This window comes from Ligilactobacillus ruminis ATCC 27782 (assembly GCF_000224985.1).
Taxonomy (GTDB): Bacteria; Bacillota; Bacilli; order Lactobacillales; family Lactobacillaceae; genus Ligilactobacillus; species Ligilactobacillus ruminis.
Genome location: NC_015975.1, coordinates 1,780,551 through 1,796,220, shown reverse-complemented (window position 1 = coordinate 1,796,220; position 15,670 = coordinate 1,780,551). Strand labels below are relative to the sequence as shown.

Below are 15,670 nucleotides of genomic sequence, written 5' to 3'. Positions count from 1 at the left end.
TTTTTACATATCGTGACGATTCATGACGAATACATGACGACTTGTGCCAAATGTTAGATGAGTTGAAATATATACCCTAAACTCCCCAATACCCCTATTATCTTCTTAATGAATATAACAAAAGAATCAGTAAAGATGAGGCTCAAAATATAATAACAGAATCAAGTAAATTACTGAGAAAAGAAATTAGTTTAGTTGTTAAACAAGTTTTTGACGATAACTGGATTAATTGGGAAAATTCTGGACATTATGGGCAAAGATCATTTTCCAGCTACACTACCCATCCATATATAAAAATATCATGGGATGGAACCTTAGACAGTCTGTTTAACTTAGCACATGAAATATTAGGAGCCGTTAATCAATACTATAATGGCCTAACTGAGTCTTTTTTTACTCAGAGTTATCAATCTTAAAAACCGAGTTTGTTTCTTATTTAGGTACATGGTCTCTATATGAATATCTAAGAAAACATCCAGAAATAATCGATCTAAATTTATTGATTTTATTAAAGATGTGTTTATATCCTCATATTCTTACACATATATAGAATACACATTGTTTTTAGAAAGTCAATTTGAAAAGTTATCAAATGTGCGAATATCCGACATATGGTATGAATTTATATATGACTATCATGATTGTAATCAGTTTAAATATTTAGAAATAAATAGATATAACTGGGCTAGAAATGAACATTTTTATTTAAAGGGATATGATTTTGATTATATTATCGCATTTGCTCTAAGTTTAAATTATTACTTACTCTATAGAATTTTGTAGTAAGTTTTTGCACAGGGAGGTACTATGAAAAGAATATTTTTCTATAACAGTTTTTCAAATATAATGTTGGAACTAGTTGTTTGGATGATTTATCTCAAAGAACAAGGTTGGTCACTGGCCGAAATTGCGATGTTAGAAGGTATTTTTACTATTTCACAAGTTATTTTTGAGTTTCCTTCAGGTGTGATCTCAGATAAATTGGGACACAAAAAAACTTTGCTACTAGGTGAAATATTTTGCATACTCTACTTACTAACATACTTTTTTCCTCATACTCATATTATCGTATACTTGGGTTTTATTATGTTTGCGCTTGGTTTGGCGTTTATTTCAGGGACGGACATCTCCCTGCTTTATGAATCTATTTCCGAAGAAGAAAAAAATAGCTATTTAAAATATTCAGGTTATTTTAATGCAATTGCAGCTTTTTCAGTTGCGATTGGCAATATCCTTGGCGGTTGGATTGCACAAGTTTCTTGGAATTTACTATTTATTTTAGCAATTCTTTTTAGAACTACTGCACTCATCATCGACTTTAAAATTAAAGAACCTGATATCAAAAAGCAAGTTGATACATTATCTCTAAAATCAATTATTATTGAGCTATTTAATTTTATCAAGCATCAAAAAAATTATATTTGCCTCGTCGCTGGACTAGGTTTTTCTACTGCTGCAGTTGACTTAAGCTATCAGTATGGGCCATTAATAATGCAAAAATTTTCCTTTGATACTGGAATGATATCAACTGTTTTTGGAAGTCTATCCTTATTGGGCGCAGTTGCGGGGTTACTAACTTATAAGCTCACTCAAAAGGTATCTGAAAATATATTGTTAATTATCTTGTTGTTATTTGGTTTAACACTACTCTTAAGTCTATTCATCCATAATATGTTAATTGTACTGTTTAGCCTTATCACAGTGAACGTTATTTTTGAGATGTGGAATATTATCTTTGAAAATAAAATCCAAGAAGTAGCATATGCTGACATTAGAGCAACTGTTATTTCGACGGGAAATGTTTTCATTTCAGGTTTACTAGCTCTTAGTTCTGGTTTAATCAGTCTTGTTGGTGAAAAAATATCTCTTGTCTGGATAATTGGAAGTATTGGAAGTATATTTTTAATTATTGCATTGATAAGCACTCTTTTCTACATTAATAACAAAAATAAGGAGATTATATTATGAATAAAGATATCCAAAATGAAAACTATGATTTGAATTTTTCGGAATTTTATGAGTTGTATTTAAATGCAGTGGATATTCCGAAAGGCGTCAAAAAAAGTCGGACGGACTTTCAGACTATACGCAGTATAAAGCAATTATCAATCTTGACGATCAATGCTATTATTTTATGAAATATGGCGATGCGGCCTTTATGAAAGCGTGTCTTGACAGCAACAGTGATGAAGTCGAGGAATTTTAGCATTAAAAACTTTTTCGACGATTTTAGGAAAACATTTGACAAACTCTAATGATAAGCGTGTGTCATAGCACATAAACAAATTTCGGGAAAAGGAGATACGATCATATGTCAATCAGCAATTTCAAAATGATGAATATTGCTTGCTGCTGCGCATGTCCATGCTGCGGCCTTTTTGACATACGCATAAATAAGATTCGTATCACTATTGCTAGCTAGGATTCTTTTTTGAAACCTTAAGGAAACCAGGTCTTGTGATTCGTGCGAATCAAAGGGCCTGTTTTTTTGTTTATTGATTTAAGAATTTTCCAAGGCGCCTGGAAAATTTTCATGAGGGAGTTGTTTGAAATGAGTTTTGAAGTCGTCAAAGCAAGCCTGCCGATGTTTTTTAGCGGGTTGAAACTGACGCTGCTGTATTCGTTTTTTGGAATTTCGGGTTCAATCGTCGTCGGTTTGGCATGCAGCCTGGTGAAGTATTTTAAAATTGCCGTCTTGAAACGGATCGTTTCGGCGTACGTCGAGCTTGCGCGCAATACGCCGCTTTTGATTCAGCTGTTTTTTTCTTTATTACGCCTTTCCCGTCATTGGGCTAAAAATGAGTGCCTCAACTTGCGGTATCGTCGGCTTGATTTTTCTTGGCGGAGCATATATGGCGGAAGGGTTTAACGGCGGGCTTGATGCGGTTCCCAAAAGCCAGATCGATTCGGGAAAAGCAATCGGAATGTCGAAAGCACAACTTGCATTTTACGTCGTTTTTCCACAGGGACTTGCGTTGAGCGTTCCTGCACTGTCGGCAAACATCTTTTTTTTGATCAAGGAAACGTCGATTTTTTCCGTGATCGCCATTCCGGAACTGACGAATACGGCGCTTGATCTCATCGGACTCTATTACAGATCAAACGAGTATTTGCTCATGTTGGTCGTCTTTTATGCGTTGATTCTGATTCCGTTGATATTGCTGCTTGATTGGCTTGAAAGGAGGGTTCGTTATGGCACATTCGGGAATTGAGGTCTTGTTTCAGGGGAAAAATTTTCTCAGACTGATGGGAGGCCTTTGGACGTCCGTTTGGATTGCCGGCGTATCGCTTGGGTTCGGACTTTTGCTGGGGACTTTTCTTGGCGTTTGGCGGACTTTGAAAAATGCAGTGCTTCGAGTCGTCCTGCGCTTGTATCTGGAATTTTTCAGAATCGTTCCGACGATCGTGCTGCTCTTTTTGGTTTATTACATTTTGCCGCGGCAGTTTCATGTCGAAGCTTCGGCTGAGTGGATGGCCGTTTTGGCATTTTCGCTTTGGATTTCGGCAGAATTTTCGGACATTGTTCGCGGAGCGATGGAATCAGTTCCGAAACACCAAAGAGAAGCCGGACTCGCGCTTGGATTGACCAAAGGCCAGCTGTTCGTTCATGTCTTGATGCCGCAAGCATTCATGCTTGAACTTCCCGCTGCCATCAACCTTGCGACGCGCGTCGTCAAAACGACGTCCCTGCTGATGATCATCATCGTGATGGACGTCATCAACGTTGGTCAGCAGATCATCGAGGCAAACAATCAGCAATATCCGAGCGGAGTTTTTTGGATCTACGGATTTATTTTCATGCTGTATTTCATCGTTGACTATCCGTTGTCTTTAATCTCAAAGATGCTGCAGCAAAAATTTTCAGCGAACCTTTAGGAGGAGAATATGGCAGAAGAAATTTTACGAGTTGATATTCTTGACAAGTTTTACGGAGACTGGCAGGCATTGCACGAAATCAGTTTTTCGATTGAATGCGGTGAAGTTTTGACGCTTCTTGGTCAGTCCGGATCCGGCAAAAGCACGCTGATTCGCCAAAAAATCGGGATGGTGTTTCAAAGCTATGATCTGTTTCCGAATCTGACGGTAATGGGCAATATTTTGCTCGGACCGACAAAGGTTCAAAAAAGGCCCGAATCAGAAGTGAAAAAAGAAGTGCTTGATCTGCTTGAAAGGGTAGGGCTGAAAGAATATGCGGATGCCTATCCGAGACAGCTTTCCCGGTGGTCAAAAGCAGCGCATCGCAATCGTCAGGGCGCTGGCTTTGAAACCGGAACTGATGCTTTTTGACGAAGTCACGGCCTCGCTTGATCCGGAAATGGTTCGCGGAGTTTTGGAAATTATCAGGGAATTAGCAGAAGAAGACGACATGACGATGATTATCGTGACGCACGAGATGAATTTTGCGGAAAAAATTGCCGACAAGGTCTTGTTTTTAGAAGATGGCAAGATTTTAGAGCAAACGGACGGCAAAACGTTCTTCAGAAATCCGCAAACTGATCGTGCCAAAGAATTTTTGGAATCAATGGACTTTTAACGGGGAAATTTATCATGAAAAAACAATTATTAAAGGATTGACGGTTTTAGGCGTAGCATTGACATTTGCAGCGTTTGGACAAAACACGACGGTCAAGGCGGATTCTTCGGTCACGACCATTAAGAAACGCGGAACCGTCAGAATCGCAACCTTTGGCGATTTGCCGCCATACGGATGGGTCAACAAGGACGGAAAGCGCGTGGGGTATGACGTGGCACTCGGCCGCAAAATTGCAAAAGATCTTGGCGTCAAAGCCAAATTCATCCAGGTAAATGCCAATAATCGCGTCGATGCCTTGAATTCGGACAAAGCAGACATCGTGCTTGCCAATTTCACGGTGACGCCTGAAAGAAAACAGGTCATCGATTTTGCCAAGCCGTACATGAAGGTTTCGATTGGTGTCGTTTCCAAGAAATCTGCACCGATTACGAAAGTTTCGCAGCTCAAGGGAAAGAAACTGATCGTCAATAAAGGGACGACTGCCGAAATCTATTTTACGACGAAACAAAAAGGCGTGGATCTTTTGAAATTTGACTCCAAAACACAACAGTTCAACGCTTTGAAGAATGACCGCGGCGTGGCCTTGGCAGACGATAATTCATACCTTTATGCATGGGTCAAGAACCATCCAAAGTATACGGTCGGCATCAAGACGCTTGGACCGAACCAGTTTATCGCTCCAGAAATCAAGAAAGGCAACAAGTCTTTGCTGAAGTGGACGAACAGGGAAATAACGAAACTCACGAAGAAGGGTTTCTTCAAGGATGACTTCAATAAGGAGCTCAAGCCTTACTTTGGCAAGGAAATCAAGGCATCCGACATCGTCATCGACAAATAGGCGCAGGTCATCACGGGGCCGTCCGGTAATGGGCGGCCTCTTTTTGCATTCATATCAGTAATTACACAGGAGGTGACTGTCTTTAATGTCACAATAGTTGACTGATTGGAACGGAAAACAATGAATGAAAGATTTTCATGAATTCTGCTGGTGTTTCCGGAACCGGCTTTGAAACCCATAGTTCGATTATTGAAAAAAAGAACAGATAGGTTAAGTTCTCAGCGTAGTATGATGGAACAGTTCGACAATCATATTCTGACTTGAAGGATGAAACCCATTTGCTGTAGTTTGCCTTCAAGTAATCAATCCAGTATGGCTGCAAGGGGCTGGTATATAGTATTTTCAGAATTTCACGATTCTCGTAGATTAAGGGAAGTATCTCATTGGAAATGACATCAATGAGTCCAATCCCTTTGGTAACGCCATTGGGATGGTTATTGATGCATTCCAATATCTTTGCATCGACACTTTCTTCTATGCAGGAAATAACATCTCCGACAGAATTGAAGTGATTATAGAAGGTGGCTCTTGATACGCCGGCAACATTGGTTATGTCACTGACGGAAATTTCAAGCGAGTTGTGCAGGTCCACAAGATATAAATATGAATCCATGATTTTCTTTACTGACTTGTTCATGTGCTTCTCCTGAAAACTTTTTAGTTCATTATACACCCAGTTGTGACACCGATGGTAAAAGTGTCGTCAAAGGTGATTTTATTATCGTAAACGGTAGATTAGTTGACTTTTACTTTAATAGATTCGGGCCACCCTTGGTTAATAGTTATATCATGATTTTTTAACGTATTCATCATATACAGAAAAAATGATATATTTGTGAAATTGACACAAAAAACTTAAAAGTAATAGTTATATTTCGCCAAATTGCTATTGAAAAATATGTTTACACTGCATATGATGGATCGTTATGATTTGTGATCTGGAAAAATATTTAAGAAATCATTGAAAAATATTTAAGAAAGCATTAAATTAATACATTCTTTTTTGACACAAGAGTATAGAATACAAACGGGATGTAGTATGTTAGCAAGGAAATGCTTTTGGCGCTTAGACAAAGTGTCCAAATTGAATTAATTAGGAAAAGTAGTTAGTATATGCTACATAGTGTGGGTCACTAATAAAATTAAAGTCGAAAATGGTACGCTGGATGTCAGGGCGTATCCATCAGCGGGTGCTCTATATCCTATCAAGGTTTATGTAGTAGCAAATAATGTTGAATATTTGAAAAAAGGGGTTTACCACTATAACGTGACAGAGAATTGTTTAGAGTATATTTTAAATTTAAGTGAAAATGATTTGACAAATAAATTTAATATTCGCGATCAGTCAATTGATTGTGCACCTATTACAATTCTCTTAACAGCAATGTTTCGTAGAACTATATATAAGTACGGAAATCGTGGTTACCGTTTCATACTCACTGAATCAGGACATCTATTACAAAATATTGCGCTGTTGTCAACTTCATATGGAATGGGAACGTGTGATATCGGTGGATATGAGTATGACGAAATTAATGAAATGCTTGGTATTGATGGCATGACTGAATCCGTGATAGGTGAAGTGGCATTAGGATTATGTGGAGATAATGGTAATGAAATGCCGGGTATTTATGGAAAGGGAAATGAAGATGGCGGATTTAGTAAAAGTTGAAGACGTTTCCTTCAGGTATGGGAGAGATGAAGAATATGCATTGCAAAACATCACCTTTTCCGTTCGTGAAGGAGAGATATTAGGGATTGTAGGTCCAAACGGAGCTGGAAAAACGACACTGTTGTCCTTGTTGGAGGGATTACATCAGCCTGAAAGCGGCCGGATAATTGCCGCTCCGAATTTAAGGACAGGGATTCTCTTTCAAGTCAATGGTTATTTTGATAATTTGTCTGTTTTTGAAAATATTGATATGTTTCAATCCATGTATCACAATGCTTATGATTTTGAAGAGCTTGACAGGATTGTTGATCTGGAGGATATAAAGGGCAAGAAGGTAACGGAATTGTCTGGTGGTCAGCGCCAGAGATTTTTTTTGGCGCTGAGTGTTTTAAATCGGCCGGATATTCTCATTTTGGATGAACCGACTACAGGGCTCGATCCCAATGCTCGATTGATGTTGTGGAATCTTATTCGGAAAGTGACCGGGACGGTAATTGTAACTTCTCATTATATGGATGAGGTGGAGAATCTATGTGATCGAGTCTGTTTTGTTGACAAGGGAAGACTCTTTGCTGTAGATAGCCCGAAGAAGCTGATTAAGCTGAGTCATGTCAAAGGATATGTTACTTTTTCCTGCAAGGATAGGGATGTTATTGATGAATTGTCTGAAAGTGAGGAAATCTCCCGTTTGGACGTCGATACCTATCGCATAGGTACTGAACGGGTTGATGACCTGATTGAGACTTTGGTCGGTAAATATGGTGGTAATGTTTATAATATCAATTCCAGGAAACCCGGATTGGCAGACGCTTATTGTGAAATAACCGGCGGAGTCATCGAGGAGGGATGACAAGTGAAGACATTGAAAATAGTGGTATATATTTTAAAAAATGAATTTCGCAACAAGCAGGCAGTGATATTCTCGCTGATGCTGCCGATTGTTCTTTTGATACTGATGGGAACTACCGATAAAGCTCAAGTTGGTTATTTTTATCCGGGGATAGTGGCAATTGCATTTGGAACCATGGGGTTAGTAGGCATTTCGTCTCAGATTACCGGATATTTGGAACGGGGCGTGTTCAAGCGCATAATTGTAACTGATCAGCGGATAGGAAGCTTCATTCTTATGGATTGTATGGCCCAGGTTCTGTTCATGAGCATTCAATTCATATTGATTACGGTAGTGGCCAGGTTGGGATATAACGCTAAGTTTGACATTGATGCAAGGTATTTTTCGCTTATGATAGTAGAAATTGTCCTGGGAATGATTTCGTTGATGTCCATAGGGGTGATTATTGGAGGAATAGCTAAAAACACCAAGACAGCTTCAACTATAGGCAATGCAGTTATGGTGGTAATGCTCTTTGTCGGAAATACTCTTTTCCCATCCGATGGTTGGCCGAAAATCATACGTGTTGCCGCCAAATATCTTCCGATGAACAATTTAACGGATGCAATGCGAAGAACATTGATTTTACACACGCAGTCCGTTCATCAGGCATTTTTCCAAATATCATGTCTCTCAGTCTGCGCCATAGTCGGACTTTCGTTAGGCATCCTTCTGACAGGCAGGAATGCAGTTGCGACGCATTGAATCCAGCGTGGCTCCGGGTGTCGGATGCCGGCGCCGGTGATTATCGTGAGGCTTATTTTTTCACCAAGTCTTTTCTTTTCATTCTCATTTTGCTATAATTGGACCGAATAATAAAAGCTGGGGTGCCGTTTGGCTGAGATGATACCCATTGACCTGATCTGGACAGTGCCAGCGTAGGGAGCTTTGACGATCAAGAATTGGTGCGCTTATTGGCGTTTATTTGAATTGCTGATTTGTCGAAAAAAGTCGAAGTCAACCCCCTTGCTTTTATTTTAAAAGACAAGGGGGATTTTTTTATGCAAACCTATGATGCAAAGAAGAAAAAGAAGACTTGGGCGCTTAAGGACGTCATTTTTTTGGCAGTCATCGGAATATTTTTCGGAATTATTTACCAAGTGTGGAGCTACGCATATTACGCAATGGCCGCAACTCCGCTCAAACCGTTCGCAAATGACGCAACGCTTGGCGTCTGGATCATGGCTGGCCCTTTGGCCGGTGTTTTGATTCAAAAAATCGGCTCGTCGGTCATCGGCGAAATGCTTGCTGCCGCAGTTGAGATGCTGCTGTTCTCAAGCTGGGGCGCTTCGACTTTGATTTCAGGATTTGTTCAAGGCATCGGCAGCGAACTTGGCTTTGCGGCAACCGGCTATCGCGATTGGGGCAAGCGCAGTCTGTTCCTTTCGACGCTGTTTACGACGATCATCACTTTTGTATGGGATCTTGCCCAGTCAGGATACATGGAATATCATTTGCCGCTCTTGACGGTGCTGTTTGTCGTCCGCTTCATTTCAATCGGCTTTTTTGCCGGCGTTTTGGTTGCAATGATTGCCAAAATGGTTGACAAGGCTGGTGTCTTGAAGAAATGACGAGCCTCAGACTTGCTGACGTGACGTTTTCGTATGATGATTGCGAAGGCCCGATCGTGGAAAATTTTTCATATGAGCTCGACGAAGGCACGATCAGTCTGATCAGCGGACCGTCCGGCTGCGGCAAGTCAACGGTTTTCAAGCTGATGGCCGGACTTTTGCCGCAGTACGGCGGCAAGATCTTATCCGGCAAGGTTCTTTTGGAAAATGCAGAGATCGAATCCGTCGTGCCGTTTGAACGTGCCAAACGAGTTGCGATGCTGTTTCAAAATCCGAATCGTCAATTTGCGATGAAAACCGTCTTTTCACAATTCGTCTTTGCGTTGGAAAATCTTCAGCTTGATCATCAGGAAATCGAAGAACGAATCAACGATGCTTTGAAGCGTTTTGAGCTTGAAGATTTCAAAGACCGAAATCTGCAGGAATTATCCGGCGGAGAACAGCAAAGAATTGCTTTGGCATTGGTCTATTCGCTTAAAAGCCCAGTTATTTTGCTTGACGAGCCGTTTGCAAACGTTGATCCCGAAAACAGGAGCAAACTTCTTGAAGATTTGAAAAGACTGCAAAAAGAACAACGAAAGACGATCCTGATTTCCGATCATGATTCGAGCGGATATTTTGGAATAGTCGATCATTGGTATCGTTTCAGTTCACAAGGCTTTGTCGAAAAAGACGTCAACGAGCTGAAAACAAGAGAACAACAGCCAAAAGTAATTGGAATGCCGAAGAATGACGCAAGACTTTTCTGGGATGACCTTGGCTTTGAAGTTTCCAAAAGAAAATTGCTCAGCAATTCTTCTTTTTGCCTGCCGACTGGTCAGATCGGACTTCTCTCCGGAAAAAACGGCTGCGGCAAATCAACGCTTTTTGCCTGTCTGTGTAAGCTGCATGAAAAAACTGGCAAAATAACGTTTGATCAAAAAGATTCAGATAAAATCAAGATCTCAAAATGGGCGAAAAACGTCGGCTGCGCATTTCAAAACAGTCTTGATCAGTTCATCAAACTGACCGTTGAAGAAGAAATTTTGGCTTCAAGGAAAAATACGCGGCATAAGGATTATTGGAGCGAAGAAAGAATACAAAAGGCAATCAAAGCTCTGAATTTGACAGGCATCATGAAACATTCGGTCTATCGGATTTCCGGCGGACAGCAAAAGAAACTGCAGCTGTTGGTCATGCTGATCATGGCTCAGCCGATTCTGTTGATTGATGAGCCTTTTGCGGGACTCGATCAGGAGTCGCTTGAAGTTTCGTGCTCATTGCTGAAAGAAACGGTCAAAAATCTGCAGCTGAGCGTGCTGTTGATTTCGCACCAGCGCGTAAGAGTCGTTTCATTCATGGATTATGAAATTTCTTTGGAAAACGGAATTTTGAAAGAGGTGAGCGCATGAATCCGGCAGCAGTTTTTATTTTGATGCTTGGCATCGGCATTCCGTTGACGTTCATCAAAAGCGTGATCTTAAACGTTGTCGTCAGCAGCGTTTGTCTGGCTTATCTTTTATTTTGCAAGGTCAAGCCCAAAACTTTGCTGACCATGCTGCTGGTGGCATTGCCGCTTGCTTTTGGCAGCTACGTTTCACAACGCTTTTACGCATCGCACGATCAGGTTCACATGGCCTGGATCTATGCTACGAGAATCATTGCTTATCTGACCCTTGGAGCAACGCTGACTTTGCCGAATTCGGTCGAAAATATTTTGTTTAATTTGGCGGATCACCTGCATTTTTCAGAAACGTTCGTTTATGGGATGCTGTCATCGTTCAATATGATTCATACCATCAAAGTTCAATGGAAAAGAATCAGGTATTCTGCTTTGGTCAGAGGGGAGCGATACCGTCTTTTTCAGCCGGCGCTTTATTTGCGGATCATCGTCGTTTCGCTGAATCTTTCCGGTGACCTGGCACAAGCGATGACGTCGCAGGGATTTTCGGAAGGTTTTTCCAGATCACGCTATGAAAAAGATGAACTGCCTGTTTGGCAGTGGCTTTTGGTTTCAATATTGACTGTCTCATACGTGGCATGCGCAATTATTTTCAAGCCCTGGTAATTTGTTATTGACAAATGCAAATCATGAGCATAAAATGAGGACAATTAATAAATGATGATAACGTTGAAGAGAAGAGTAGGCGAAACGCGACACGAAGAGAGTCCCGCATGGTGAGAAGGGATTGTCGGCGTCAGCTGAAGATGAGCTCTGAGTCAGACTGGCGGTGCAAGCCAACAGTCCGTTTGGATACGATATAATCCTAGGCATGTCAGTGCTGAATTGAGGCCTTTTTGGCAAAAAATGGGTGGTACCGCGAATGACTTTCGCCCCTGAACGAAGCTAAGCTTTGTTCAGGGGTTTTTTTGACGCTATCGAAATATCAGGAGGAAAATTATTATGACAGAATTAAAATCACCGTTTCGTTATGACTATGTGGGAAGTTTTTTACGTCCGGCCGCTGTTAAAGAAGCTCGTGCCAAATTCGCAAAGAACGAAATCACGAAAGAACAGCTGACTGAAGTTGAAAATGAAGAAATCAAAAAATTGGTTGAAAAACAAAAAGCAGCAGGTTTTCATGGCCTGACTGACGGCGAATTCCGTCGCAGCTACTGGCATCTTGATTTTATGTGGGGGTTTGGCGGCATTGAGCATATCGAATTGGATCACGGATACTTCTTCCATGGTGAAGAAACTACTCATGGTTCAATCAAGGTAACGGGCAAAATTACGGGCGAAAATCATCCGTTCGTCGAACACTACAAGTTCGTAAAACAGTTTGAAGACGAAAAAACGGTTGCGCGCCAGACTTTCCCGGCACCTGCGCAATTGTTGGCAGAACTTTTCCGCGAAGACAACGGCAAAGATACCGTTGCGGTCTACCCTGATGAAGACAAGCTGATTGAAGACATTGCTGCCGCATATCGTCAGGTCATCAAAGATCTTTATGATGCCGGATGTCGCAACATCCAATTTGACGACTGTACATGGGGCATGTTTTGTGACAGGAAGTACTGGGAAGCTCGTCAAAAAGACGCAAGCGTCACGTTTGAGTCAGAAGCTGAAAAGTATCTGCGCGTAAACAATCTTGCGCTTCAGAATCGACCGGAAGGGCTGACGATTACGACGCACGTTTGTCGCGGAAATTATCATTCCACATGGGCCAGTCGTGGCGGCTATGCGCCTGTTGCACCGTATCTTTTTGCCAAGGAAAACGTTGATGCGTTTTATTTGGAATTCGATGATGAACGTTCCGGTAATTTCGAACCGCTCAAGTATGTTCCAGAAGACAAGAAAGTCGTTTTGGGTCTGATTACGACCAAGTCTCCTGAACTTGAAGATGAAGAAGAAGTCAAGAATAGAATCAATGAAGCTGCGCAATACCATCCATTGGACAAGCTGTGCCTGAGTCCTCAATGCGGTTTTGCTTCATGCGAAATCGGCAATAAGCTCACTGAAGAAGAACAATGGGCAAAACTTGCTTTGGTCAAGAAAATCGCAGAAGAAGTCTGGGGCTGATTTTCAGTCACTGGAAAAACTGAAGGTCATTGAAGTCAAGGATCCGGGGTATGGTGAATTCTCCGGATCTTTTCTTTGACTGAGCAGATTAATGGCAGAAGCCAGTGGAAAATGATATTCTGTCAGAAGAAGTAAAAATCAGAGAAGGGGAATTTTGAAATGGATAAAGAGGTCAGAGAATATTGGGAAGATTTTTGTGCAGAACACGGAATTGAAAAGGATGTCCCGGTTGAGGCATGGGCTTTTGGCATCGGCGGAAAACAGGCGAATTACCTGGCTGAGCTGGTCAATCGGGGAAAAAAGACGGCCACGACTTCTGCATATGAGCCTTACGGTCTTGACGGAGAAGAGATTCCCAGGCCGGGTGAGTACAATATTATTCTGGACGGACGGGGCAATCCGGTTTGCGTCACGCAGACCAAGGTCGTCGAAGTCATTCCGTTTGCGCAGATTTCTGCCGAACATGCATGGCATGAAGGCGAAGATGACCGCTCGTATGAAAGCTGGCGCAAGGTGCATGTTGAATTCCTGAGTGAGCAGCTTAAACAATATCGGCTCGAATTAACCGATGATACGCCATGCGTCTGTGAGGTGTTTGAAAAAATCGGGTGACGATGAAAGTAAAAAATCTGCCGAAGTCAGGCGAGAACGGAAAAAGTACTTTTCCCGCTTGAATTAAATGAAATGTGACTGGGAAAAAACTATGGCTCTAACAAAAGTCACGGATGAAATTTGCAGTTAACTGCAAATCATCTGGGACTTTGTTTGTGTATGCGGCGCTAAATGTGTGCTTTGACCGCAACCGAGGGCTGCCATTTACGGGCAAATCCCAAAAATCGTCGTTTTGCCCGTAAATTCCAGTCTTCGTTAAAAATCATCTGGGGCTTTTGTTCGAGACATATTTTTTGCACAAAAAACCAGCATCCGCACGTTGCAGATACTGGACAAAAGTTAATTCGATTCAGGTTTCCTGCGTCCGATCAAGAAGACCAGGCAAAGCGCAACGGCGGATTCGATGATGATCATGAGTCCGCGCCATGCAATCTTTGTTCCTCCGAGCCAGACGTTTAAAATGATTGAGCCGATGATGAGAGCGAAAATTGCGGTCCATTGCTTTTTATCAAAGGCAATGCCGTATTTTTCTTCACGCCGCCTGATCGATGGCAAAATTGTGCCAAGTCCGATTAAGACAACAATGGCGACGATGTTGATGATTAATTCGTACCACCACGTGTGGCTGAACTCTTTGACGTCTTGCGGAGCAATTCCGAGCATGGTTGCAAGAGCCGTGACGAGCAAAAGCAAAAGCCCGGCAAGGTAAGCAAGCTTGTCGTTTTTGATGAAGACGTACTCTGACGGATACTTCTTCGAATTTTTACGAATCTGCATGAAAGCAAAGAAGATCCAGCAGGTAACTCCTGGAGAGATGATGCCGTTCAGGTTGAGCAGCCAGTTGAAGATGTCATTCATCTCAGGCAAGAAGACGCCAAGCAGCATGATGAATGCCGAAAGTCCGCAAGTCAGCAGGTAACCGTTGATTGGAAGCCCGTCTTTGTTCGTTTTGCGCAAAAACTTCGGCATGTATTTTTCACCGGTATCAGAAATCAGCATGCGCGTCATCGCATCCAGCAAAACTGCCAGCAAAGCACACATGTAAAGGACGGACGTCCAAGCGTAAATGTACATGAACAGGTTGCCGACGCCGAATTGCTTTCCAAGCGCGCTGAAGGCATAATAAGAACCGTTCATCTTCAAGTCGTTCGGCAAGTGGTAAGCATTGAAATAGATTCCGAGCGCAAAAGATCCAAAAATCGTCAAGAAAGCAGTCATGACGGACAAAGCAATCATTGCTTTAGGAAATTCACGGCGCGGATTCTTCATTTGAGTAACGTACGGTGCGATCAGCTCGCAGCCGTTGACGGCATAAATCAGCATTCCGACCGTTGACCAATACTTAAGATCAAATTTAGGTATGATCGTGTGCCACGTCATTGGCTGCGTTGCCATGTGACCGCCGGATTTGGCCAGACCGAAGAAAGCCAGAATAACGAAAAGGATGGTCATGATGAACATCATGCCGCCGCCGATCGTGCTTAAGATTTCCATTGAATTCTTTAAATGATGCTGAATGAAAATGAAGATGACGAAAGTAACGAATGTCCAGAAAGTGAAACTGGCATTTGACATCGTGTCTTGGAATTTATTTGAACCGGTAAAGGCCCAACCGAAACCAACGACAACGGAGTTAGCGGAATCGACAACATAGGGAACTGAAGCGGCCCAGTAGGTCCAGGCGGTGAAGTATCCCAGGAATTCGCCCTTCGTACCGCGAATCCAGGAACTGAGTCCGCCGCCTTCCTGATTGAAGACGCTGCCCAAGTGGCCGACCATCAAAGAATAGGGAATAACATATAAAAAGAGCATCAGGATCCAAGAGGTGATCACCGTCATCCCTTGGTTTTGAAAATTGTACATGATGTCATCGAATCCGATAACCGTAACAAATGCCATTAATGTCAAGATTGGCCAAGTAATATACTTGCCATGCGTTTGCATATCATCCATGGTAAAAAGTCCTCCTAAAAATAAATCAATACAACAGATACTAGATTAGCCCAAATTGAAAATTTTTTCAATGAATATTTAATCAAATGTAATATAGGA

At 41.8% G+C, this 15,670-nt stretch carries 14 protein-coding genes, 2 pseudogenes and 1 riboswitch; of the genes and pseudogenes, 14 read left to right on the top strand and 2 right to left on the bottom strand.

Annotation, left to right across the window (positions count from 1 at the left end; all coding sequences use genetic code 11):
* Positions 1 to 807: 807 nt before the first annotated feature.
* The 6 genes and pseudogenes from LRC_RS09000 to LRC_RS08980 all read left to right on the top strand — a co-directional run bounded on the left by LRC_RS09000 (position 808) and on the right by LRC_RS08980 (position 5,372).
* Positions 808 to 1,968 (top strand): MFS transporter, encoded by a 1,161-nt coding sequence (locus LRC_RS09000; RefSeq protein ID WP_014074121.1) that lies wholly within the window; start codon positions 808 to 810, stop codon positions 1,966 to 1,968.
* On the top strand, positions 1,965 to 2,138 hold the full coding sequence (locus LRC_RS12060) for a hypothetical protein (protein WP_241531277.1): 174 nt from the start codon (positions 1,965 to 1,967) through the stop codon (positions 2,136 to 2,138). The genes LRC_RS09000 and LRC_RS12060 overlap by 4 nt, the downstream gene beginning before the upstream one ends.
* Before the next feature lie 413 nt (positions 2,139 to 2,551).
* Positions 2,552 to 3,212: pseudogene (locus LRC_RS08995) on the top strand (amino acid ABC transporter permease).
* A complete protein-coding gene (locus LRC_RS08990) occupies positions 3,193 to 3,876 on the top strand; it encodes an amino acid ABC transporter permease (protein ID WP_014074120.1) in 684 nt (227 codons plus the stop codon). Before LRC_RS08995 ends, LRC_RS08990 begins: the two are co-directional and overlap by 20 nt.
* A gap of 9 nt (positions 3,877 to 3,885) precedes the next feature.
* Positions 3,886 to 4,534, top strand: a pseudogene (locus tag LRC_RS08985) (amino acid ABC transporter ATP-binding protein).
* Positions 4,535 to 4,592: 58 nt separating this feature from the next.
* Positions 4,593 to 5,372, top strand: coding sequence for a transporter substrate-binding domain-containing protein (locus tag LRC_RS08980; RefSeq protein WP_241531283.1), 780 nt, complete (start codon positions 4,593 to 4,595; stop codon positions 5,370 to 5,372).
* An 88-nt stretch (positions 5,373 to 5,460) separates the two neighbouring features.
* On the opposite strand, the gene LRC_RS08975 is transcribed toward LRC_RS08980, so the two are convergent.
* Complete coding sequence (locus tag LRC_RS08975) at positions 5,461 to 6,009, bottom strand: TetR/AcrR family transcriptional regulator (protein ID WP_014074118.1); 549 nt, start codon at positions 6,007 to 6,009, stop codon at positions 5,461 to 5,463.
* 486 nt (positions 6,010 to 6,495) lie between these two features.
* Here LRC_RS08975 and LRC_RS08970 point away from each other — a divergent pair, with 486 nt between their 5' ends.
* The 8 genes from LRC_RS08970 (at position 6,496) to LRC_RS08935 (ending at position 13,618) form a co-directional block, all read left to right on the top strand.
* Entirely contained in the window at positions 6,496 to 7,044 is a 549-nt protein-coding gene (locus LRC_RS08970) for a SagB/ThcOx family dehydrogenase (protein WP_014074117.1), read from the top strand.
* Positions 7,022 to 7,894 (top strand): ABC transporter ATP-binding protein, encoded by an 873-nt coding sequence (locus LRC_RS08965; RefSeq protein ID WP_014074116.1) that lies wholly within the window; start codon positions 7,022 to 7,024, stop codon positions 7,892 to 7,894. Before LRC_RS08970 ends, LRC_RS08965 begins: the two co-directional genes overlap by 23 nt.
* A gap of 3 nt (positions 7,895 to 7,897) precedes the next feature.
* A complete protein-coding gene (locus LRC_RS08960) occupies positions 7,898 to 8,638 on the top strand; it encodes an ABC transporter permease (protein ID WP_014074115.1) in 741 nt (246 codons plus the stop codon).
* A gap of 108 nt (positions 8,639 to 8,746) precedes the next feature.
* A riboswitch (TPP riboswitch) is annotated at positions 8,747 to 8,835 on the top strand.
* A gap of 99 nt (positions 8,836 to 8,934) precedes the next feature.
* Positions 8,935 to 9,504 (top strand): ECF transporter S component, encoded by a 570-nt coding sequence (locus tag LRC_RS08955; RefSeq protein ID WP_039121326.1) that lies wholly within the window; start codon positions 8,935 to 8,937, stop codon positions 9,502 to 9,504.
* Positions 9,501 to 10,895, top strand: a complete 1,395-nt coding sequence (locus tag LRC_RS08950; protein ID WP_014074113.1) for an ATP-binding cassette domain-containing protein — start codon at positions 9,501 to 9,503, stop codon at positions 10,893 to 10,895. The genes LRC_RS08955 and LRC_RS08950 overlap by 4 nt, the downstream gene beginning before the upstream one ends.
* The gene (locus LRC_RS08945) at positions 10,892 to 11,551 is read left to right on the top strand and encodes an energy-coupling factor transporter transmembrane component T family protein (protein ID WP_014074112.1); all 660 of its coding nucleotides are present in this window, start codon (positions 10,892 to 10,894) and stop codon (positions 11,549 to 11,551) included. The genes LRC_RS08950 and LRC_RS08945 overlap by 4 nt, the downstream gene beginning before the upstream one ends.
* A 336-nt stretch (positions 11,552 to 11,887) precedes the next feature.
* Positions 11,888 to 13,006 carry a 5-methyltetrahydropteroyltriglutamate--homocysteine S-methyltransferase gene (locus LRC_RS08940; RefSeq protein WP_014074111.1) on the top strand — a complete coding sequence of 373 codons (1,119 nt, stop codon included), beginning with the start codon at positions 11,888 to 11,890 and terminating at the stop codon, positions 13,004 to 13,006.
* Between the two features lie 159 nt (positions 13,007 to 13,165).
* A complete protein-coding gene (locus LRC_RS08935; protein WP_014074110.1) occupies positions 13,166 to 13,618 on the top strand; it encodes an ASCH domain-containing protein in 453 nt (150 codons plus the stop codon).
* Positions 13,619 to 13,957: 339 nt separating this feature from the next.
* Here LRC_RS08935 and LRC_RS08930 read toward each other — a convergent pair whose 3' ends face one another.
* Complete coding sequence (locus tag LRC_RS08930; RefSeq protein WP_014074108.1) at positions 13,958 to 15,571, bottom strand: APC family permease; 1,614 nt, start codon at positions 15,569 to 15,571, stop codon at positions 13,958 to 13,960.
* Positions 15,572 to 15,670 lie beyond the last annotated feature (99 nt).

Bases quoted from the DNA above. Each gene is read 5' to 3' on its own strand.
- LRC_RS09000 (WP_014074121.1), top strand. From the start codon at position 808: ATGAAAAGAATATTTTTCTATAACAGTTTTTCAAATATAATGTTGGAA.
- LRC_RS12060 (WP_241531277.1), top strand. From the start codon at position 1,965: ATGAATAAAGATATCCAAAATGAAAACTATGATTTGAATTTTTCGGAA.
- LRC_RS08990 (WP_014074120.1), top strand. From the start codon at position 3,193: ATGGCACATTCGGGAATTGAGGTCTTGTTTCAGGGGAAAAATTTTCTC.
- LRC_RS08975 (WP_014074118.1), bottom strand. From the start codon at position 6,009: ATGAACAAGTCAGTAAAGAAAATCATGGATTCATATTTATATCTTGTG.
- LRC_RS08965 (WP_014074116.1), top strand. From the start codon at position 7,022: ATGGCGGATTTAGTAAAAGTTGAAGACGTTTCCTTCAGGTATGGGAGA.
- LRC_RS08955 (WP_039121326.1), top strand. From the start codon at position 8,935: ATGCAAACCTATGATGCAAAGAAGAAAAAGAAGACTTGGGCGCTTAAG.
- LRC_RS08950 (WP_014074113.1), top strand. From the start codon at position 9,501: ATGACGAGCCTCAGACTTGCTGACGTGACGTTTTCGTATGATGATTGC.
- LRC_RS08945 (WP_014074112.1), top strand. From the start codon at position 10,892: ATGAATCCGGCAGCAGTTTTTATTTTGATGCTTGGCATCGGCATTCCG.
- LRC_RS08940 (WP_014074111.1), top strand. From the start codon at position 11,888: ATGACAGAATTAAAATCACCGTTTCGTTATGACTATGTGGGAAGTTTT.
- LRC_RS08935 (WP_014074110.1), top strand. From the start codon at position 13,166: ATGGATAAAGAGGTCAGAGAATATTGGGAAGATTTTTGTGCAGAACAC.
- LRC_RS08930 (WP_014074108.1), bottom strand. From the start codon at position 15,571: ATGGATGATATGCAAACGCATGGCAAGTATATTACTTGGCCAATCTTG.